Annotated in this window: 20 protein-coding genes and 3 pseudogenes; 9 read left to right on the forward strand and 14 right to left on the reverse strand. The window is 68.2% G+C overall.

Annotation, left to right across the window (positions count from 1 at the left end):
- The first annotated feature begins 71 nt into the window (after nucleotides 1–71).
- Nucleotides 72–326: a hypothetical protein gene (locus BLW82_RS01170; RefSeq protein ID WP_093497039.1), complete on the forward strand. Its 255-nt coding sequence runs from the start codon at nucleotides 72–74 to the stop codon at nucleotides 324–326.
- On the opposite strand, the pseudogene BLW82_RS46135 reads toward BLW82_RS01170, so the two are convergent.
- Both BLW82_RS46135 and BLW82_RS01175 read right to left on the reverse strand, forming a co-directional pair.
- Nucleotides 317–502 (reverse strand): annotated as a pseudogene (locus BLW82_RS46135) (IS5/IS1182 family transposase); the annotation flags it as partial. The gene BLW82_RS01170 and the pseudogene BLW82_RS46135 overlap by 10 nt on opposite strands.
- Entirely contained in the window at nucleotides 442–1,122 is a 681-nt protein-coding gene (locus BLW82_RS01175) for a sensor domain-containing protein (protein ID WP_143063626.1), read from the reverse strand. The gene BLW82_RS01175 and the pseudogene BLW82_RS46135, both read right to left, overlap by 61 nt.
- A 166-nt stretch (nucleotides 1,123–1,288) precedes the next feature.
- On the opposite strand from BLW82_RS01175, the pseudogene BLW82_RS01180 reads away from it, so the two are divergent.
- Nucleotides 1,289–1,438 (forward strand): annotated as a pseudogene (locus BLW82_RS01180) (IS5/IS1182 family transposase); the annotation flags it as partial.
- Nucleotides 1,439–1,770: 332 nt separating this feature from the next.
- Here the strand turns inward: BLW82_RS01180 and BLW82_RS01185 are convergent.
- The 8 genes from BLW82_RS01185 to BLW82_RS01220 all read right to left on the reverse strand — a co-directional run bounded on the left by BLW82_RS01185 (nucleotide 1,771) and on the right by BLW82_RS01220 (nucleotide 10,492).
- A complete protein-coding gene (locus BLW82_RS01185) occupies nucleotides 1,771–2,673 on the reverse strand; it encodes a LysR family transcriptional regulator (protein WP_256215579.1) in 903 nt (300 codons plus the stop codon).
- 172 nt (nucleotides 2,674–2,845) lie between these two features.
- On the reverse strand, nucleotides 2,846–3,511 hold the full coding sequence (locus tag BLW82_RS01190; RefSeq protein WP_093497042.1) for an enoyl-CoA hydratase-related protein: 666 nt from the start codon (nucleotides 3,509–3,511) through the stop codon (nucleotides 2,846–2,848).
- 230 nt (nucleotides 3,512–3,741) lie between these two features.
- Nucleotides 3,742–5,013: a CaiB/BaiF CoA transferase family protein gene (locus BLW82_RS01195; RefSeq protein WP_093497043.1), complete on the reverse strand. Its 1,272-nt coding sequence runs from the start codon at nucleotides 5,011–5,013 to the stop codon at nucleotides 3,742–3,744.
- A gap of 5 nt (nucleotides 5,014–5,018) precedes the next feature.
- Nucleotides 5,019–6,254 (reverse strand): acyl-CoA dehydrogenase family protein, encoded by a 1,236-nt coding sequence (locus tag BLW82_RS01200; RefSeq protein WP_256215580.1) that lies wholly within the window; start codon nucleotides 6,252–6,254, stop codon nucleotides 5,019–5,021.
- Between the two features lies 1 nt (nucleotide 6,255).
- The gene (locus tag BLW82_RS01205; RefSeq protein ID WP_093497044.1) at nucleotides 6,256–7,200 is read right to left on the reverse strand and encodes a 3-hydroxyacyl-CoA dehydrogenase NAD-binding domain-containing protein; all 945 of its coding nucleotides are present in this window, start codon (nucleotides 7,198–7,200) and stop codon (nucleotides 6,256–6,258) included.
- The gene (locus BLW82_RS01210; protein WP_093497045.1) at nucleotides 7,197–7,943 is read right to left on the reverse strand and encodes an acetoacetate decarboxylase; all 747 of its coding nucleotides are present in this window, start codon (nucleotides 7,941–7,943) and stop codon (nucleotides 7,197–7,199) included. Before BLW82_RS01210 ends, BLW82_RS01205 begins: the two co-directional genes overlap by 4 nt.
- Nucleotide 7,944: 1 nt before the next feature.
- Nucleotides 7,945–8,715 carry a crotonase/enoyl-CoA hydratase family protein gene (locus tag BLW82_RS01215; RefSeq protein WP_093497046.1) on the reverse strand — a complete coding sequence of 257 codons (771 nt, stop codon included), beginning with the start codon at nucleotides 8,713–8,715 and terminating at the stop codon, nucleotides 7,945–7,947.
- An 829-nt stretch (nucleotides 8,716–9,544) separates the two neighbouring features.
- Nucleotides 9,545–10,492 (reverse strand): alpha/beta hydrolase, encoded by a 948-nt coding sequence (locus tag BLW82_RS01220; RefSeq protein WP_093497047.1) that lies wholly within the window; start codon nucleotides 10,490–10,492, stop codon nucleotides 9,545–9,547.
- A 105-nt stretch (nucleotides 10,493–10,597) separates the two neighbouring features.
- Between BLW82_RS01220 and BLW82_RS01225 the strand changes: the two genes are divergently transcribed.
- Together BLW82_RS01225 and BLW82_RS01230 are read left to right on the forward strand one after the other, a co-directional pair.
- Nucleotides 10,598–11,485, forward strand: a complete 888-nt coding sequence (locus tag BLW82_RS01225) for a helix-turn-helix transcriptional regulator (protein WP_093507772.1) — start codon at nucleotides 10,598–10,600, stop codon at nucleotides 11,483–11,485.
- 140 nt (nucleotides 11,486–11,625) lie between these two features.
- Nucleotides 11,626–12,093, forward strand: coding sequence for a hypothetical protein (locus BLW82_RS01230; protein ID WP_093497048.1), 468 nt, complete (start codon nucleotides 11,626–11,628; stop codon nucleotides 12,091–12,093).
- 113 nt (nucleotides 12,094–12,206) lie between these two features.
- Here BLW82_RS01230 and BLW82_RS46140 read toward each other — a convergent pair.
- Nucleotides 12,207–12,299 (reverse strand): annotated as a pseudogene (locus tag BLW82_RS46140) (IS5/IS1182 family transposase); the annotation flags it as partial.
- A gap of 214 nt (nucleotides 12,300–12,513) precedes the next feature.
- On the opposite strand from BLW82_RS46140, the gene BLW82_RS01235 reads away from it, so the two are divergent.
- Entirely contained in the window at nucleotides 12,514–13,761 is a 1,248-nt protein-coding gene (locus BLW82_RS01235; RefSeq protein WP_256215581.1) for a Gfo/Idh/MocA family protein, read from the forward strand.
- 82 nt (nucleotides 13,762–13,843) lie between these two features.
- Here the strand turns inward: BLW82_RS01235 and BLW82_RS01240 are convergent, their stop codons facing one another.
- A complete protein-coding gene (locus BLW82_RS01240) occupies nucleotides 13,844–14,824 on the reverse strand; it encodes a quinone oxidoreductase family protein (RefSeq protein WP_093497049.1) in 981 nt (326 codons plus the stop codon).
- Between the two features lie 34 nt (nucleotides 14,825–14,858).
- Between BLW82_RS01240 and BLW82_RS01245 the strand changes: the two genes are divergently transcribed.
- The 3 genes from BLW82_RS01245 to BLW82_RS01255 all read left to right on the forward strand — a co-directional run bounded on the left by BLW82_RS01245 (nucleotide 14,859) and on the right by BLW82_RS01255 (nucleotide 16,621).
- Nucleotides 14,859–15,590: a TetR family transcriptional regulator gene (locus tag BLW82_RS01245; protein ID WP_256215582.1), complete on the forward strand. Its 732-nt coding sequence runs from the start codon at nucleotides 14,859–14,861 to the stop codon at nucleotides 15,588–15,590.
- A gap of 307 nt (nucleotides 15,591–15,897) precedes the next feature.
- Nucleotides 15,898–16,176 carry an amidase family protein gene (locus tag BLW82_RS01250; RefSeq protein WP_093497051.1) on the forward strand — a complete coding sequence of 93 codons (279 nt, stop codon included), beginning with the start codon at nucleotides 15,898–15,900 and terminating at the stop codon, nucleotides 16,174–16,176.
- 79 nt (nucleotides 16,177–16,255) lie between these two features.
- Entirely contained in the window at nucleotides 16,256–16,621 is a 366-nt protein-coding gene (locus BLW82_RS01255; protein ID WP_093497052.1) for a hypothetical protein, read from the forward strand.
- Between the two features lie 453 nt (nucleotides 16,622–17,074).
- Here BLW82_RS01255 and pyrE read toward each other — a convergent pair whose 3' ends face one another.
- Nucleotides 17,075–17,602, reverse strand: a complete 528-nt coding sequence (pyrE, locus tag BLW82_RS01265) for an orotate phosphoribosyltransferase (protein WP_093497054.1) — start codon at nucleotides 17,600–17,602, stop codon at nucleotides 17,075–17,077.
- A gap of 281 nt (nucleotides 17,603–17,883) precedes the next feature.
- Here pyrE and BLW82_RS01270 point away from each other — a divergent pair, with 281 nt between their 5' ends.
- Nucleotides 17,884–18,501 carry a phosphotransferase-like protein gene (locus BLW82_RS01270; RefSeq protein WP_093497055.1) on the forward strand — a complete coding sequence of 206 codons (618 nt, stop codon included), beginning with the start codon at nucleotides 17,884–17,886 and terminating at the stop codon, nucleotides 18,499–18,501.
- Between the two features lie 504 nt (nucleotides 18,502–19,005).
- Here the strand turns inward: BLW82_RS01270 and BLW82_RS44170 are convergent.
- The gene (locus tag BLW82_RS44170) at nucleotides 19,006–19,149 is read right to left on the reverse strand and encodes a hypothetical protein (protein WP_177232794.1); all 144 of its coding nucleotides are present in this window, start codon (nucleotides 19,147–19,149) and stop codon (nucleotides 19,006–19,008) included.
- Nucleotides 19,150–19,151: the final 2 nt, after the last annotated feature.

Genomic DNA, 19,151 nt, shown 5'->3' on the forward strand with positions numbered 1-19,151 from the left:
AGGCGTGACCCCTGCGCCGAGTCCAACCTCATCGAGACGTAAGACGGTACTCCGCGATCCGGGACTGGGACATGGGTGACGTCGAGCGTCGCGACCTGCGCCCGGCCGCCGCCGAGGAACTCACCGGAACCGGCAAGTGGATGTACGAGATGGCTGTTCGCGATGGGCAGGAGGTGCTCGCCGACGGAATCTCCTACCTCTTCGGATATGCGGAATGCCCGGGCTGCGCCAGTATCTTCAACGTCGCGGACGAGTACACATCTGCCAACCGTCCGGCCATGCGGCAAGGCGAATCCGATAGCTACGCGGCTGCCTCCTACGGGTGAAGCCACAGCCGGATCGCGGCGACGGTGACCGTTCCGTGAAAGACGTATGCCCGCTTGTCGTAGCGCGTGGCGATGGCTCGGAAGTTCTTGAGGCGGTTAGGCACTGACCGGCGGATCATGTGCCCTTCGCGTCTGCGGCGAGAACCTCTTCGTGGCGAAGCTCGGCCGCCGCCTGCTTCCCCGTTTGCTGGAGCAGCCTGAACGGGTCGGGACTACTCATCGCGTTGACGCCCACCACGACGGTGCCCACACGGATGAGCTCCGTAGCCCATGGCTCGGCCTTGCCGCCCTGCAGGCTCCACGACCCCTGGAACGCTGTGGAGTCGTCGCCTGTTCGCGGGATCGGCATACTGACCACCTCCTTGAAGGAGAAGGAGTAGTTCTTGAGCCGGTAGTGAAGGTTGGAGCAGTGTGTGACTGAGGTCCGGGTGTCGTTGATGACTCGCTCAGCTTCTCTGGCACTGGGGTAGCTGACCACCATGCTCTCCAACTGGACCGGACGGTCAGCGGTGGTGAGGGTGTATCCCCTGTCGACCTCGTGCAGTCCGTGATAGTAGGAGCCACTCAGGAATTGGGCGTTGAGGAAGGTCGTGCACTCGGGGCCGCCCGCATCCGCCTTGTACCTGATGCTCGCCACACCTGTGCGGTCGTATCTTGGCGCGCGTTTCAGCAGCGGGAAGTCTATGTCGGAGAAGGCGACCACGTGGAGCTGCTTTTCGCTCAGGACCACGGCCTTCGCCCTGGGGTCGAGGCTCGCAGCCTTGGCCTTCGGCGGTCCGGCGGCCTGCGACGCCACGGAGTGGACCTTCGCCCCAGACCCCCCACACGCAGCCGTAACGCCCAGCGACATGCTCACCGCAACGGCACACACCGTACGTCGGACCGCGTTCATGTGTGCCCCCCCTGTGATCACCCCGCTGGCCACCGGAATATAGCAGCGCGGCTGTGCAGCGCCTCGGACCTTGGGCCCGTTGCCGGCGCTCAAGCATCGCTAACGCTTCCGGGCCGGCACCGTGCCCATCGTTGACGGCACGCTCGTGCCCACCCGCGACCACTCCGTGGCGGCGCAGCCCAAGAACTACAGGTACTCCACCAACCACCAGGTGGTCATCGTCACACCCTGGTACAGCAAGTCACCAACAGCTACGGCCTCATTTGCCCGCTGCCCCTGGCGCGTGAGGCCGATCCGTACGACCACTGGGCCCGGCTGCTCCGCCCCAGTGACCGTGGCCGGGAACTCCTCCCCCACGTCGGCGCCCTGATGTACCGGGAGCTCGACACGCGCACCGAAGGCTGGGGGTGGAGGAGGTCCGAGCCCTGCTCTGCCTCCTGGCCCGCTACAGCGCCGCGGCCCCCGCCGTCGGCGCGGACGCGTCGAGACCCTGAACCGATCATGTTCCGAGGGCCGACGGGGTGCCCGGCGGGCCGTCCCTTACGGCCTCGCTCAGAGGTGGATCGGATCGGCGAAAACCTCGCGTGCCGCGGCGACGAGCCTGGCCAGGTCGCCTCCGTCCGCTCGGTCTTTCCGCCAGATCAGGACCGTGTTCAAGGACGGCTTGAAATCCGTGATCGGCAGGATTTCCGTGTTCTCCATCACGTAACCCCGCATGGGATTGTCCGGATTCAGGATGGAGAAATAGAAGGCCATCCCGCTGGAGACCAGCTCGGCGATTCCCCCGTAATCGGAATCGGTCAGCTTGATGCGTTTTCTGATGCCACGGGCGGACATCTCACCGTCGAGCTGGTCGAAGTAGGCGGACCTGATCTCCTGCGGTGCGACGACGAAGGAGAGGTCGCCGAGTTCCGCGAGGGCGACGGAGTCGCGTCCGGCGAACTGGTCGGCGGGTACCACCGCTCCCAGCCGCTCCGACATGACGTGCAGGATCTCCAGCGCGGGATCGGTGACCGGCATCCGGGCCAGCGCGAGCGCGAGTCTGCCCTCGTGCACGCCGCCGGCCAGGGCCTTGGTGGTGCCGGGCCAGCGCAGCAGTTCGCACCAGTCCTCGGCGCGCTCGGCGAGTTCCGAGACGTGTTCCCGCAGGCGGGGGTGGAGTCCGGCGGGGATGCCCATGAACATCGTGGCGCGCCCCGACCGCGTGGCCTCGCGCAGCCGCCAGGGGATGGAGGTGAACTGCTCCAGTACCTCCCGCGCGAGGGGGAGCAGCGCCTCACCGTCCGGTGTGAGGGTGACGCTGTGGGTGTCTCGATCGAACAATCGCTTGCCGAGCTCTCGTTCGAGATCTTTGATCCGCTGGCTCAGTGGTGATGTGGCCATGTGCAGCCTGCGGGCCGCCGCCGAAAAGTTCAGTTCCTCGGCAACCGCGACAAAATACCGCAGGTGCAACATTTCCACTCCTATACATTAACCCGCTCGTCGGCGGGCTCGGAGGCGCTGTCGGCGGGTGCGGGCCCCTGCGTGGTGTGCCCGAACCCGCCGCGACCTGCTGCGGCTGCCCCTGCCGCGTCTCCCCCGCGTCCTCGGGTGATCATTCACGCGGTCGGGGGGATCGCCCCGTCTGTCAGGGGGTCGACGTGCCGCGCAGAGCCGCCAGAGCCGGGCCGTACATGCCCGCCTTGATGGCGCCCAGCGTGCCGGCGTCCTTGCCCACCTGGGACTGGGCTGCGGCCACGGCGGTCGAGAGCACCGCGTCCTCGGCCACCGCGTGATCGACGATGCCCGCCGCCGCGGCGTCCGTGCCGCCGTACCGCCGGCCGGTGACCATGGCCTCGTGCGCGGTCTGCGGTGCCAGCCGGGACTGGATCAGTGCCGACATGCCGGGAGTGAAGGGGATCTTGATGTCGGCCTCGGGCAGACACCAGAAGCCGCGGTCGCTCCGCATCACACGGAAGTCGTGCGCGAGGGAGAACATCGCGCCTGCGGCGAAGGTGTGTCCCTGGAGTGCCGCGACGGTGATCATCGGCAGGGCCAGCACACGGGCGAACAGGGCGTGGACGGTGTCGACGTAGGCCGCGTGCTGGTCGGCGTGGGCGCTGAGCCACTCCAGGTCCAGGCCGTTGGAGTAGAACTTGCCCGTCGCGGCGGTCACCAGCGCCCGGGGGGCGTCGGCCTTCTCCACCTCGTCCAGGGCTGCGTTGACGGACGCGACCCAGTCGGGGTGGAAGCGGTTCTCGCCGTCTCCGAGGTTGAGCACGAAGACGGAGTCATGACGGTCGAGAGTAGGCATGTGCCCTCCAGGGTCTGTGTGTGGTGTGGCGGGTCTGTGAGGTCAGCTGGACACGGGCCCGGAGCGCCGGGCCCCGCGCGTACGAGTGCGAAGGATGCCAGGACCTGACCTCGTCGGTGTCGCAGGCGCGGCGGACGGGCGCCGGGCCGGTCGTACCCGGTGCCGCGCCCGATGGAAGGATGCCGGGAGGACATCGTCTCCGTTCCGCCGCTCGCCTCGTACCGTGTCCGTCAGGCGGCTCTTGCCTCGGCCGTGCCCGGGATCGTACCCGCGGCACGCAGGTCGGCGATCTCCCCGGGGGCGAAGCCCAGTTCGGCGAGGATCTCCTCGTTGTGCTCGCCGAGGTCCGGCGCTCGTCCGGCCGCCACCTTCGGTACCCCGCGGAGGTTGACCGGGTTGTTGACGGTGTACTCCAGCCCGCTGACTCCGTGCAGGGGCACGACGATGTCGTTGGCGCGAAGCTGCGGGTCCTGCGCCGCTTCCTCCGGCGTCTGGATGAGGCCGTAGGTGATGCGCTCGCCGGCCAGCGCGTCCTTCCAGTGACTGAAGGGCCGCGAGCGGAACTCGTCGTCAAGCAGACTGCTCAGCGCGGCGGCGTTCTCGGAGCGCCCCTTGATGTCGGCGAACCGGGGATCCTCGACCAGCTCGGGGTGACCGATGGCGCGGGTGAGCCCCGGCCACTGCTGGCTCGAGGTGGCCAGCATGAACCACTTGCCGTCGGCGGTCCGGTAGGGATTGGTCAGCGCGTTCACCGGCGCGTTCCGGTCGTGCAGTTCGAACGGCGTGCCTTTGGCGAGCGCGCCGGCCACGAGTGTTCCCGTCGCCCACACGCCGGTGGCCAGCAGCGACGTTCCGACGCTGGTGCCCTGCCCGGTCACCGCACGCCGGTACAGCGCGGTCGCGATCGCCGCGTAGACGGCGACCGCCGAGGTGTAGTCGCCGCTGCCCCAGACGGGCACGGTCGGCGGGGCTTCGGCGTCGCGGGTGGAGGCCAGCAGGCCGCTGCGCGACCAGAAGGCCGTCAGGTCGAAGCCGGGCTGGCGGGCGTCGGCACCGGCGTCGCCGAAGCCGGTGATGTCGGCGTAGACGACCCTCGGGTTCCAGGCCGCGACCTCCTCGTAGCCGAGGTGCAGCTTCTCGCGCGTACCGTGCGGAAAGTTGGTGATCACCACGTCGGCCCACTCGACGAGCCGCTTCAGGATCCCGACGGCGGCCGGCGACTTCAGGTCCACCACCATGCCGCGCTTGTTGCGATTGGCCAGGTGCCAGCCGTAGTTGGCCTCCGCCTGCGGACTCGGCGGCACGAGACTCAGCCGCCGCTGGGGGTCGCCCGACCCGGGCGGCTCAAGTTTGATGACGTCCGCGCCGAAGTCGGAGAGCATGGTCGCCGCGGCCGGTCCCGCGATGTAGGTGGACGCGTCCAGGACCTTCAGACCGGTGAAGACGGATTCTGGTGCGAACGCGGATGCGGATGCGGATGCGGGTGCGGATTCGTTGGTCATCGTCGTCAGCCCACGAACGCGCTCTGGCCGGTGATTGCCTTGCCGACGATGAGGGTCTGCATCTGGTGCGTTCCCTCGTAGGAGTAGAGCGCCTCTGCGTCGGAGAAGAACCGGGCGATGTCGTTGTCGAGGAGGATGCCGTTGCCGCCGAAGAGTTCGCGGCTCCAGGCGACGACCTCCCGCATGCGGGCGGCGACGAACTCCTTGGCCAGCGCCGACTGCTCGTCACGGAAGACGCCCTGGTCCTGCAGCCGGGCGAGCTGTACCAACAGGCCCCAGGACGCCGTGATGTTGCCGACGCTCTTGACCAGCAGGTCCTGGACCATCTGGAACTTGGCGATCGGACGTCCGAACGCGACGCGCTGCTTGGCGTAGTCCAGGGCGAGTTCGTAGGCGCCGATCATGACGCCCAGTGCCTGCCAGGCGACCCCGCTGCGGGTCTGGCGCAGTACCTCGCCGACGTCCCGGAAACCCTTGATGTTCTTCAGTCGGTTGGCCTCGGGAACCTTCACGTCGGTCAGGGTGATCTCGGCGTTCTGCACGATGCGCAGCGCTATCTTGCCCTCGATCTTGACCGGTTTGAAGCCCGGGGTGTCCTTCTCGACGACGAAGGCCTTGACCTTGTTGTCCTCGACGTCCCGCGCGAAGACCACGACGTAGTCGGCGAAGGTGGCGTTCCCGATCCACTTCTTCCCGCCGTTGAGCGTCCAGGTGTCGCCCTCGCGCTTCGCGGTGGTGCGCATGCCGCCGGAGACGTCGGAGCCGCCGTCCGGTTCGGTCAGGGCGAACGCCCCGATCTTCGACATGGTGGCCATGGCGGGGAGGAACCTGTCGCGCTGCTCCTGGTCACCGCCGTAGTAGATGGAGTAGAAGCCCAGCCCGTTGTGCACACCGAAGAAGGTGGCGGACGAGGCGTCGACGCGTCCCAGTTCCATCGCCAGCATGCCACTCAGCAGGTGGCTCACGGCCGGAAGGTGCTCACCGTAGCCCTCGTAGGCCAGGGCGACCAGGCCGCTGTGCCGGAACTTGTCGATCAGCTCGTCGGGTAGCTCGGCCTTGCCCCAGGACTCGTTGACCAGCGGCTTCACCTCGTCCCGCATGAACGTGCGGGCCTTGAGAAGGATCTTGTACTCCTCCTCGGACAGCAGCGACTCGTAGTCGTAGAAGTCGGCGGTCAGACGGTCCTCCACAGGGGTCATGGGGGTCACGGGGGTCACAGAGGTGGGGGTCTCGGTGGTCATGTCAGTTCTCCTTCTGGTTGCGGCGGACGTTCGCGAGGGCGGAGAGGACGGCGAGCTGCCCGCGGTCGCGGGCCTCGGCGAGGTCGGCGTACGGGGTGGCGGCGTACGCCTTCTCTACTGCCTGGATGACCCGCTCCCGGTCCTGCGGGTCTTGCGAGGGTTCGCCCAGGTCCATCTGCGCCATGGTCGAGCCGATGTGCTCGGCGATGTGGCGGTAGCCGCCGGGACCGCCGCCCAGGTGCCCGCTCAGGAAGGGACCGACGGTGGCGTAACGGATGCCGAGCGAGTGGGTGACGACGGTGTCCAGGTCCTCGGGCGTGATGACGCCCTGCTGGACCAGGTGGACCGCCTGCCGGTTGAGCGCGTTCTGCAGCCGGTTGCCGACGAAGCCGGGGACCTCCTGGCGTTCGACGACCGGTGTGCGGCCGACGGATGTGTAGAAGGCGACCGCGGACTGCACGGCCTCCTCGGTGGTGTGCTCGCCGGGTACCACCTCGACGAGGGGCAGCAGGTGCGGCGGGTTGAAGGGGTGTCCGACGAGGATGCGGCCGGCGTCCTCGATCTCCTGCGTGAAAGCGGACGAGGGGATCGCCGACGACGAGCTGAGCAGCAGCGCGTGGGCGGGAGCCTCCCGGACCAGTCGGGCGAAGAGTTCCTTCTTGAACTCGACGCGCTCGGGCCCGTTCTCCTGGACGATGTCCGCGTCGCGAACGGCCTCGGTGGTGTCGGCGGCGAGGTGCACGCGGTCGGCGAGACCGTCGGTGTCCAGGCCCTGGGCCGCCAGGTGCGGCCCGAAGGCGGCCAGCGCCTCCGCGGTCGCCTCCGCCAGGTCGGGGCGGGGATCGCTCACGTGGACGGTCAGGCCGTGTGCGGCGAACAGCGCCGTCCAGGAAAGTCCGATGGTGCCCGCTCCGATCACGGCGGCGGTACGGAACTGCTGTGTCACTGCGTTTCACCCTTCAGGTAGTCGAAGACCGGCTCGGCAGGGGCGAGCGTCAGGTCGGTGAGGATGTGGGTGGCGGCGACGACCTCCAGGACGGGGAGGTCCGCCAGCGGGGCGAGGACGTGGGCGAACAGCTGGAGCCGCGCGGGGCCGGTGTAGGCCTCCTTGACCACCACGTCGGTGATCTCGGTGCGCACCAGTTCCTGGACGCGCAGGTCGCCGCGGTAGCCCGGAACGGTCTTGAGCATGAACGTCGGTGCGGCGATCTCTTCCCTGGCCACGGCCTTGTCCAGCGGACGGTGCTTGTAGCCCATGGTCGCGGTGGCGACACGGATGGTCCCGTAGTCGAGGGTGCCGACGAGCGCGGCGCTGTCGACGTACAGCCGCGGGGCGCCCATGACCTTCGGATAGGCGCTGACCTCGCGGCCTGCTGCGGTCGCCGGGAAGTTGTCGAGGTACATGGCGTGCAGGTACTCGCCGCGCTCGCCGTCGAAGACCACCTGGATCGCCTGGCCGCCTTCGGTGTAGGGGCCGAAGCCGCTGACGTCGCCCATCTTCATGATCTCGAAGCGGACCAGCGGTTCGTCGATCTGCAGGGGTTCGGGGACGACCGCGCGCAGTGCGTCGGGGTCGGTGCGGTAGAGGATGTTGAGGTACTCGCGGTCCGTGAAGCGATGGACCGTCGGCGTGTAGGCCGGGCCGGCCAGCGGGGTGGTCAGCTGTCGTCGTACGTCTTCGACCCGCATGTCACTTCCCCGTCCACTGCGGGGCCCGGCGCTCGGCGAAGGCGGTCATGCCCTCCCGTACGTCGGCCGTGGCCATCAGCGCGCGCATCACCCTGCGCTGCGCGGCGAAGGCCTCGGTCTCGGGAGCGCCGTCCGCGGCCCGGAGGACCTCCTTCACGGCGGCCAGCGCCAACGGCGCGTTCGCCGCGAGCCGTTCGGCGAGCAGCAGCGCCTCGGCCACCGCCTGCCCCGTGGGCACGACCTGGTTGGCGAGGCCGAGTTCGCCCGCGCGGTGCCCGGATATCGGTTCGCCGGTCAGCAGTACGCCCATCGCCAGGTGATACGGGATGCGCCGCGGTAGTCGGATCACTCCGCCGCCGGCGGCGATCAGTCCCCGCTTGACCTCCGGCAGACCGAAGTGCGCGTCCTCCGCGGCCACGATCAGGTCGCACGCGAGGGCCAGTTCGAAGCCGCCCCCCATGGCCCAGCCCTCCACGGCCGCGATCAGCGGCTTCGTGCGGTCGACCTCGGTCACACCGCCGAACCCGCGACCCGCAATGTCGGGAGTCTCACCCTTCAGGGCCGCCTTCAGATCCATGCCCGCGCTGAAGTTGCCCTCCGCGCCGGCCAGCACACCGGCCCGTAGCGCCGGATCCGATTCCAGTTCGTCCAGGGCACTCGCGAGGCCGGCGGCGACCGCGGCGTTGACGGCGTTACGGGCTTGCGGGCGATCAATCGTGATCAGCAGGGTCTTGCCGTCCCGCTGGGTACGTACGTCGGCGGTGGTGCTCATGACTGGGCTTCCTTCTCGGCGGTGATGCGGGAATCGAGATTCGGCGGCCGGGCCGCGTGGCTCGTCGTCCTGATACAGAACCTAGAGAAGGTCGACGGAGAATGGAATTATCAAAATGGGAAAGAGGGTGTGACCGTGCTAGTCACACAGAATTCGGAATCCCCTCGGATTGATCGCCAGAGGCTTTGGCGACAAATCCGAGAATCATCGAGGGGAATTATGGGTGCAGCGGTTCCGTGGTAATTCGCGCCGCGAATTCGACAATCGGGCAAGGATCGGCCGATGAGCGGGCCGAGGCCCGTTCGCTCCACGACCGGAGCGCGGAGGGGCGCCGGTACGCTGCGATACCGCACCGATGATCACTGTGCCTCCTGCCGCACTGGACTCCTTGCACGGGCTCGCTTTCGGTGAAGCTTTCGGTGAAGCTTTCGGTGGCCCAACGGCTCGCCATCCTGCGCCGGGACGGTCCGGCGAGCCCGGAGTCGCGGCCCCTCCCCCGGAACCGCTGTGGCTGCGGAATGACGACACCGCTCGGGCGCTCGTTCTCGTCCGGGAACTCGCCGAGGGCATAGGCACCGTCGACCAGGGCCGTTTCGCCCGGCGGCGCGCGGCGGCCTACGCCGAGGACACGCACCGCGGTCACGGAGCCTCGATGCATGACGTGCCGCGCCGGATCGGCGCCGGCGCGGCACGGGCGGGAGGTGTTCGCCGGGCAGTTCGGCGGTAAGGGCTCCTGGGGAACAGGTGATCTTGGTCGTGAACCCGTCTGCCAGGAGCTTCACTGCGGTGTACGGACCTCCGCGACCAACCAGCCACCCGCATCACGAGGTTAGGAGAGACTCAATGTGAGGCGGCGCGCGTCACCGGCGAGTTGGGCACCGAAGAAGCGAACGAGTTTCTCGACCGCCGGACCGACGTACTCGGGCTTGTCGTAGAGGTCGACGTGACTGGCTCCGTCGATCCAGAGCAGTTCTTTGGGCTGCTGTGCGTCGTCGAACGCTTCGGTGGTCATGTGCCGCGTGACCGCTTCGGTGCCGACGATCATCAGCAGGGGGCGCGGGGCGATCATGGCGATGAAGCGGAAGGGCTCGAAGACGGCTATCCGGTCGATGCTCGACCAGGTGAACTCCTTCGCCGAGCGGGGATGCTGAGCACGGTCGGTGCAGTAGTACTCGAAGCCCTCGAGGCCGTGCTGCCCGCCCAGCGCACGAGCCTCCTCGACGGTCGCGGGGAAGATGGGGAAGCTGCCGGCGCCCGCTCCGCGCGCTTCCGCGGTCCGGGCAGCCGCGGCGGCATCCAGCATGGACTGGAGCACGGCGGGGTCCTGAGTGTCGTCGGCGCCCTTGCGGAACTGGCGGCCGATGTCGGCGGCGCTGACGGTCGCGACGGCGCGGATGCGGTGATCCGTGGCCGCGGCCGGGACGACGTAGCCGCCCGAGGCGCAGATGCCCAGCGCGCCGATTCGCTCCGGGTCGACCTCCGGCCGGGTACTCAGAAACGACACCGCCGCTTTGAGGTCCTCGACACGATGCGCCGGATCCTCCAGTCCGCGTGGTTCTCCGCCGCTCTCGCCCTGGTAAGCGGCGTCGAAGGCGAGCGTGACGAACCCTCGCCCGGCCAGACGGGCGGCGTAGAGGCCCGCGGCCTGCTCCTTGACACCGCCGGCGGGGTGGCCGACCACGATCGCAGGCCGAGTAGCGGCTTCCCCGTCGGGAAGGTAGAGGCGCCCGGCGAGAGGGATGCCGGCGCTGTCGAAAGTGACGTTCAAGCTGTTCATGACTTCACTGTCGAACGAGGGCTGTGGGCGTACAAGCGGTGGTTTTCTCCCCCGGAAGGATCCTGCCCTCCCACGTGAAGCAGCCTCGTGCATAAAGTGGTCTTCGTGACCCCGGCACGTGACACCACTGAGGTGGGCGCCTTCCTCAAGGCGCGCAGAGCCGAACTGACACCCCGCGCCGTAGGCCTGCCGGAGGCCGGACAGCAGCGGAAGGTGGCGGGGCTGCGCCGCGAAGAGGTCGCGCAGCTGGCGGCGATCAGCGTCGACTACTACACCCGCCTTGAGCAGGGGCGGGTACCGGCGTCCGCTTCCGTTCTCGCCGCCGTCGCCGCCGCGCTGCGGCTCGACGAGGACCAGCAGGCGTATCTGTACAAGATCGCCGGCAAGACGGACGCACGACCGCGACGCCGGCACAGCCGGCAGAGCCCGCGCCCGGCGATGCGGCGCCTCCTCGACCAGCTGACCGGCACTCCGGCGATCGTGCTCGGTCGGTACATGGATGTGCTCGCCTGGAACCCCGCGGCCGCCGCGCTGTACACGGACTTCGGTGCGATCCCGGTGCAGCAGCGCAACTACGTGAGGCTCGTGTTCACCGACCCCGTGATCCGCGCCATGCACACCCAGTGGGAGCACGACGCTCGCGACGCCGTCGCCGCACTGCGCATGGAAGCCGCCTCGGATCCCGACCGTCCCGAACTCGCCCGGCTGGTCGGCGAACTGGCCGTCCTTGACCCTGACTTCCGCGTCTGGTGGGCCGAACACCGGGTCAACAGCGCGACGTACGGCACCAAGCGCTACCGCCACCGAGTCGTCGGGGATCTCATCCTGGACTGTGATACCTGGACCAGCCCCGACGGCAGCGGGCAGCGGCTCATGGTGCTCACCGCCGAATCGGGGACCCCCTCGGACGAAGCACTGCGCGTCCTCGCCTCATGGACGGCTCCCGCCCACACGCGCACGGGGCCCGCGCCGGCCTCCGAGTCGACAGCGTGACGACCCTGCGCACCACGCAGCGGATACGCGCACTCTCCCCTGCACTCTCGGTCGGCACAGTCGGCCAGTAGGTGTCTCTTTGATCCATTGGTTCTTGGAGGCAATGAAGTTGACCGCCACGCGCGTGGGACTCTGTCGGGATGGATACCTTCGGAGCCCGGCTGGACGGCGCATGGGAGTGGTGGGCAGCCGCTATTGAGGAGGCGCAGGAGGGGCGCTGGGTTCGTGATGCCGTGGAGCGGCACGTGGTGGCGGACATCATGGCCGCGACCAACGCCCTGCACGGGGGTCGGCTGGCTCCGTTCACCCAGGACTCGTGGCACGTACGTATAGGGCGGATTGCCAACTGGGCCGGGGTGCTCCGGCTTGCCGCCCGAGCAGGGGGATGGGAGCTCCAGCCTGTCGTCGGGCGCAGCCCGAAGGACCCTGCGGGTATGGCCGAGCTGTTGTCCGGCATCTACGCGATCGGCGAGCAGGGCGAGATATGGATGACGCAGCTCCTTCGGGAGGGCCGGATGCCACCAGAGAAGGAGATTGCCCAGGCGGAGGGTTTCCTGACCGGGCCAGGGTCCATGGAGGATCTTGAGCTGTTCTTCTACGACAGCTGATAGACAGCCCGCTCGGTCAGCACCGCGCCCAGACGAGGATGCCGGCGAGGCGGAGTGCAGCCTGATAGACGACGGCGAGTTTGTCCGTCCGAGCGCGTGGTCGTCGGGTTCGGCCCGGTCCGGCGCCCCCTTTCCCTGGCCGCGGCAGCGTGCTGGTGGGCCCGGCGAACGGTGGAGTCCACTGACACCGTCCAACCGATGTTGTCACTGTCGTCGGCTGCGGTCAGGACCGCGGTGAGTGCGGGAATCACCGTCACGCCGTAGGTTGATCGGCCGGGCCTGTCCGACTCGGCGGCATGTCGGCCGACCCGACGCCATCGCACACGTCCATGCGGCTGCCGACGAGGCTGGGGCCCCGAGTCAATCGGATCCGTCCTCCTCAGCGAACTCGGCGGCGTCGGGAAAGACGCTGGAGCTGATGTGTCCCGACAGCCGGCCGTCGAGGCGGTTCCCGGGGTGCGGTTGCGGGGACTGACGGCCGGTTCGCCGGAGTCGACCGTCGCCGCCGCAGAGCGCTACGGCGTGCCTGGATACACATCAGTGGCGGAGATGGCGGACCGTGAGGAGATCGATCTGATCGCGATCACGGTGCGGGTGCCCGAGCACCGCAGGCTGCTCGAGCCGGTACTCGAGTCCGGCAAGGCCGTCCTCTGCGAGTGGCCGCTGGCGCGCGACCTCGCCGAGGCCGAGTTCCTGCGGGACGCGGGTCGCCCCGGACCTCGGTTCACCGGACTGCAGGGGCACGTGTCGCCGACGACGAGGTGGGTCCGCGACCTGATCGCCGACGGCTATGTCGGCGAGGTCCTCTCCTCGTCGATGATCTGCTCGTTCCCCGGCGGCGGGGCGATGTTCACCTCGGCGTCCGCCTATACCGCGGACGCCGCCAACGGGGCGACGATGATGACCATTCCCTTCGCCCACGCGCTCGACATGCAGTCGGTCGTCCTGGGCGAACTGACCAGGACCACGGCGACGATCGCGACGCTGCGCACCCAGGCCGTCAACACCGATACAGGAGAGGCGATCGCGAAGACCGCGCCGGACCAGATCGCCGTCACCGGCCGTCTGCCGGGCGGGGCCGTCGCCAGTATGCACTTCCGGGGCGGCGCACTGCGGACGACGCCGTTCGTCTGGGAGATCGACGGCACACGAGGATCTCTGCGGATCACCGGGGATGTCGGCCTGCCCATGAGTGCCGCACTGGCCGTCGAAGGGGCGCACGACCAGGAGGCGTTGTCCCCGCTCGAACTACCAGCCGAATACGACCGGTTCCCCCAGTTGGCCGGAACGCCGGCCCACAACGTCGCCCATCTGTACACTGAGGTGGCCCAGGCCCTTCGGGCCGGGACTCCGACGTTCCTGGGTTCGACCACGCGGTGGAGCTTCACCGCGTGCTCGAGGCGATCGCACACAGGGGAACCGGAGAATAGCTGTCCGGCGTCGACGGCCGCCACCGACCTCTCCGGGCTCAAATCCGCAAGCACTTCCGCGACCGTCTCCCGCGCGATCCGTAACCGCTCCAGCCCCTCCCTGGCCATCGCCGGCTTCCCGGACGCTCGGCGAGTTCGGCTTCCAACTCCTCCACCCGAACCCGGGCGGCTGCCGCACGCGCTTCCCACTCCTCACACAGCGAGCCCATCTGCCCCCCCTCCTCCAGGACCACGGTAGAGACGAACGGGCCCGTGGGCGGCCCCGCTCGGTGCCCTTCCGGCTCAGCCCTTCCCGTCAGAGGAACCGCACCGATTGCCGTTCACGGGATGAGGACGATGCGGCCGTCGGTCACGTGGTTCTCGAGTCGTTCGTGTGCGGTCGCCGCGTCGGCCAGAGGGAGGGTCTCGATCTCGATATCGACCAGTCCGCCCGCGACCGCCTTCAGTGCGGCCTCGGCGGCGGCCTGAACGGACTCGGGGTGGGCCGGGACGTAACCGCCCGCGTTGAATCCGGTGACGGTGATGTTGCCCTGCCAGATGCGGTTGCCGTCGATGCCGTGGTCCCAGTCGCCGCTGGCGTTGCCGACCAGCAGGAGACGGCCCGAGGGTGCGAGCAGGTCCAGGCTCTGAGTACGCAGGAGTCCGCCGACGGGGTCGACGATGATGTCGAACTTGTCGTCGCCGAGGACGTCGGGCAGCTGGGCCGAGTCGACGATGGTGTCGTAGGGCAGCCTGCTGGCGGCCGCCGCGCTCACCTTCTCGGAGCGGACCGTGCCCACCACCCGGGATGCGCCGAGCTGTCGGGCGATACCGGGGAAGGCGGAGGCCAGGCCGCCCAGCGCGCCGTGTACGAGGACACTCTCGCCGGCGGACATGCTGATGGCGCGGGTGAACGCGATGTGGGCCATGACCGCGTTGGGGACGGCGGCGACGGCCAGGGCGGGATCGATGTCGTAGTCCTGCGTGGAGACGACCCGCTGCTGGTCGGTGACGAACACGGATGCGTATCCGCCCGTCCCGTAGGAGGACAGTGACACCACCTTCTCGCCGACGGCGAAGCGGGTGACACCTTCGCCGAGCGCGCGCACGGTGCCGGCGACCTCAAGGCCGGGAACGTAGGGCGGCTGCGGCAGCCCCGGGGCGTCCTTGAACAGGCCCTGGCGGAGGTACACGTCGATGAGCCCGACCGCGGCGTGGGTGACGTCGATCGTGATCTGGCCGGGCCCGGGGGTGGGATCCGGCAGGTCGGTGACGGTGAGCACGCTGGGTGCGCCGAACTGGACAGCCTGTATCGCCTTCATGGTGGTTTCCGTTTCTGATTTAACGCACCCTGTGATGCGTTATCTCGACCGTACCACCCGACGCCGGTTAATGCATCGTGGCGTGCGTTACTGTGGGGGAATGCAGCAGAGAGCCAGGTCAGCCGAAGACAAGACCCGCCGTTCGGAAGATCTACTCAAGGCGGCGGAAGCGCTCGCGCTCGACCTCGGAGGCGTCCGGCACGTCACGCTCACCGCGGTGACCGAACGCGCCGGCTTGCACCGCACCGGCGTACGCCGCTACTTCGCCAGCAAAGAGGAGTTGCTCCTTGAACTGGCCGAACGCGGATGGCAGCAGTGGCGGGACGCGATCAGAAGCGAGACAGACGGCCGCGCGGGGCTCGGGCCGGCACAGACCGCGGCCGTGGTCAGCGAGACCCTGGTCGCACTGCCGGTCTTCTGCGACCTGCTGACTCACGTCACGCTCCACCTCGAAGGCGACGTCGACATCGAGCGGGCCCGCCGGTACAAGACCAACGCCTTCGCCGCGCACGACGAGATCGCCGACGCACTGGACCGTGCAAGCACCATGACGCTGGAACAGATCGGCAACCTGCTGGCCGTCGCGATCACCTTGGCCTCCGGCTTCTGGCAGGTCTCACACCCCACCGCCACCCTCGCGGCGCTCTACGAGCAGGAACCGCAGTGGGGCCACGTCGCACTCGACTTCGCTCCACGCCTCAATCGCTCTCTCAGGGCGTTCGCCATCGGATTCACCGAGACGACTCCCCCGGGCGACGCGATGTAGGCCGGCCAGGCCCTCCAGCCTTCCCGACCTACTCCTTACGGTCGATGGTCATACCCTCCATGGGACAACCCGTCCCGCCCCTGGACCACCTGCCGGCTATCAACAGCCACCTCCCGGCCGACAACCGGCCACCGCCGTCGGTGGCCCGCTTCGACCACCTCCCGCAATGGCGCGGGCGGCGACATACCGGGCCTTTTCGCGCATGCCCGACCACCACGCTGTCCGCAGCTCCAGGAGTTCGGACAGCACAACGGGTGGGGCATCCGTATGCGGAGTTGACGCAGACCGGTGCCAGAGAGGCTTCACCGTGACTGTCGATCTCATCCGTGCTGACGCGAGCAAACTCGCGGAGCTGATCCGCAGCGGAGAGGTTTCCTCGGTGGAGGTGGTGCAGGCGTACCTCGATCGTATCGAGGCCACGAATCCGAGGATGAACGCCGTCGTCACGCGTATCGATGGAGCGCTGGAGGCCGCGAGGGCGGCGGACGAGGACGTCGCAGCCGACGGCACAGCGGGTCCGCTGCATGACGTGCCGAACAGGCTTGACCCTGCCCGTGTCCGACGAGGGTTCAGGAGCTGTGTCTGAGGCCTGCATGACAGTGCGAACGCCCTTCCGATGGGCCATCTATGCTGGGCCGCAGCGTCACAGGGGGAGGGGACAGCGGATGGACTGGTTCTGGTGGGTTCTCATCGTCTTCTGGACGGGTGGCTTCGCGTGGGCAGCTGACAACGTCCGCACCGCACTGCGTAATCGGCATGAGCGCAAGTTGCAGTTGCTGGAGGTGGCGAGACAGGAACGTTTGGCCGTCGATGCAGCGAACAAGTCTCCGGAGCCAGTGTGCGGATGCACGCACCATCTCGCCAAACACGACAAGCAGGGCCGGTGCCACGAGCGCGTCGAGGTGCCAGTGGCCTGGGATGAGAACAAGAAGCCGCTGCGTTACGAGGCTGGTCAGTGCAACTGTCAGCAGTATGTGGGACCGCAGCCTCTGTCTCAGGTGTTCGCGGAGGACCTGACCGACCTCGCCTGACCAGGATGGCGAGGCCAGTCGCCGTACATGACACTGGGACAGTTGATCGCCAGTGCGATGAGGGATTCCCGGCGGCTCTCTTCGTTCCCTCCGGTGGCCTCATGGGCTGGGACGGTGTTCCCCCCGCTGCGGCTGGTCGCCGACGAGGACGACGAGGCGGGGCCGCGGTTGTGCCGCGGGTACGGTGGTCCGCTCATGCCATCAGCGAAGGCTCGTCCGCTTGCCGGTCCAGGCACTGGCGGCGGATGCGGCGGGCGAGGACCGAGGCGGTGCGGGCCGGCATGACGGCCAGCTGCCCGGACTGCGGAACGTCGTGGACGGTCGGCCTCGAACGTCCTGCCTCCGCAACGTACTGCTCTCCCGCCTGCCGCAAAAGGCATCGTCGATGAGTCCTCCACCCGCGTCGACATCACCGAGACGCACGCGACAGGTGACCACCAGTCCCCGCCGGGGTCAGGCGGCAGCTGCGCGGAGGTCCGCTGCCGTCAGCAGCGACAGCAGTGCGATGCCCTCGGCCGCGAGGGCATCGGCACCGCCTTGCTCCCGGTCGATCACGCACAGAGCCTCATGCACCTCAGCCCCCAGGCCACGCAGGTCCGCGGTCGACAGCACGATCTGTCCTCCGCTGGTGACCACATCCTCAACGACCAGTACCCGGCGTCCCTCGATGTCGGCGCCTTCGGCGAGACGGCAAGTGCCATATGGCTTGGCCTGCTTGCGCACGAACGCGCAAGGCAGGCCGGTGTGTCGGCCGAGCGCGGTCACCACCGGGATGCCGCCCATCTCAAGCCCGGCCAAGACCTCGGTGCCAGAGGGCACCAGCGGAGCCATCTGCCGGGCGATGTCATCCATCAGGACCGGATCCCCCTCGAACCGGTACTTGTCGAAGTACTCCGTGGCAGTACGTCCGGACCGGAGCGTGAACTGCCCGGTCAGATGGGAGACGGCATGGATGCGCTGAGCAAGATCGGAATGTGTCACAGGCGTTCAGTCTTCCATCTGCCCGCCATGGCCAGGACACCGACTCCCTCCCGGGCCTCAAGCCATCGGCCATCACTGTCGACAGCGACACCCTGAGCAAGAAGCCGACACTCAGTGGTTGGCTGTCCTCGCCGTCTGCTGTCTGTTCCATACCGGTTCGCCCCGCTCGTTCCGGAGGCACGGAAAAGTGGAGGCGCCCCTTTGTCTCGTCTGGGATGATCACGGCAGCACATCCAGATCAGCGTCGCGGCTGTCAGGCCGCGGGGCAGAAGGACGGCACCATGACAACCGAGGCGGGTGTGGAAACGACGGATCTGGCCCACGCGCGTATCCCCGACACCGGCGTCGGCGGAACGGTCATCTTGCTCAACGGCACGTCCAGCTCCGGCAAGACCAGCATCGCCCGGGAACTTCTCGACATCCTCGACGGAACGTGGTTCCACATTCCCGTGGACGCCTTCCACGCCATGCGTTGCAAACGCGAGATACCGGACGATGATCTCCAGGCTGAGATCGACCGCACCGCAAAGGGCTTCCACCGCGCTGTCGCCGGCATGGCCGCAAGTGGCAACAACCTCGTCGTCGACTACCTGTTCAGCCGCCGCTGGCGGCTACTGGACCTCCTCGACTTGCTCGCACCCGAAGACACGCTGCTGGTGGGCGTCCGCTGTCCGCTGTCCGAGCTGGAACGCCGCGAGATCGAGCGCGGTGACCGACAACCGGGACTGGCTGCCATGCAATACAGCCAGGTGCACTCCCACGAACTGCATGACCTCGACGTCGACACCAGCCTCTACAGCCCGCGGGAATGTGCCCTTCGCATCCGCGACTTCCTGCCGGACCGACCACGTCCCACCGCCTTTGAAACGCTCCGGCAGACACTACGGACGCCGAAATGACCAACCAGCCCTGCTCCTTGAAGCAACCACTCCGAGGAACAGAGACTTCTGCATCGGATAAATTCTCACCCGAGAGCGTTGGTCCCGCTCCCTTCAGACCTCCAAGGGCGTGCAGGATCTCGTAGGCAAACGGGAGGGACGCCACCGTGCGTCCGGAATCCCGGCGGGCTGCTGCGTACTGCTCGAAGTCCTCAACTTCCAGTTCGAGCAGCTCCTTTCCCGTGACGGTGGCCACGCGCGTGAGCAAGTTGAGGGCCTCGGCGCCGTACTCGTCGCAGCCGCCCCGCCCCTCGGCCTGGCGCCGCAGCCGGGCGAACACCTCAGTCTGGTTGTGGCGCCGGTAGGCGTCGTAGACCCCGAGCAGGCGGCTGCCGCACAACCACGCGTAGGACGGCTGGAGCGTGCGGAGCACGATCAGCGTGCCGAGACCAGCGGTGAGCCGGCATCGTTGGGACTGAGTCAGCCCTGGCGGGCCCCACTGATTCCCAATGGCGTCGGAGCCGCTCAGCAGCCAAGCCAGCGGTCGTGCCAGGTTTCACCGGGGAACTGTCCGAGCCAGTCCAGGACACGGGCCATCGCACGGTTCTGCCGGGACCGCTGCTGAGCGGTCGGCTCGACCAGCAGAGCCCGCGCCAGTTCGACCAGCATGG

Origin of the sequence: Streptomyces sp. Ag109_O5-10 (genome assembly GCF_900105755.1) — a bacterium.
Classification (GTDB): Bacteria; Actinomycetota; Actinomycetes; order Streptomycetales; family Streptomycetaceae; genus Streptomyces.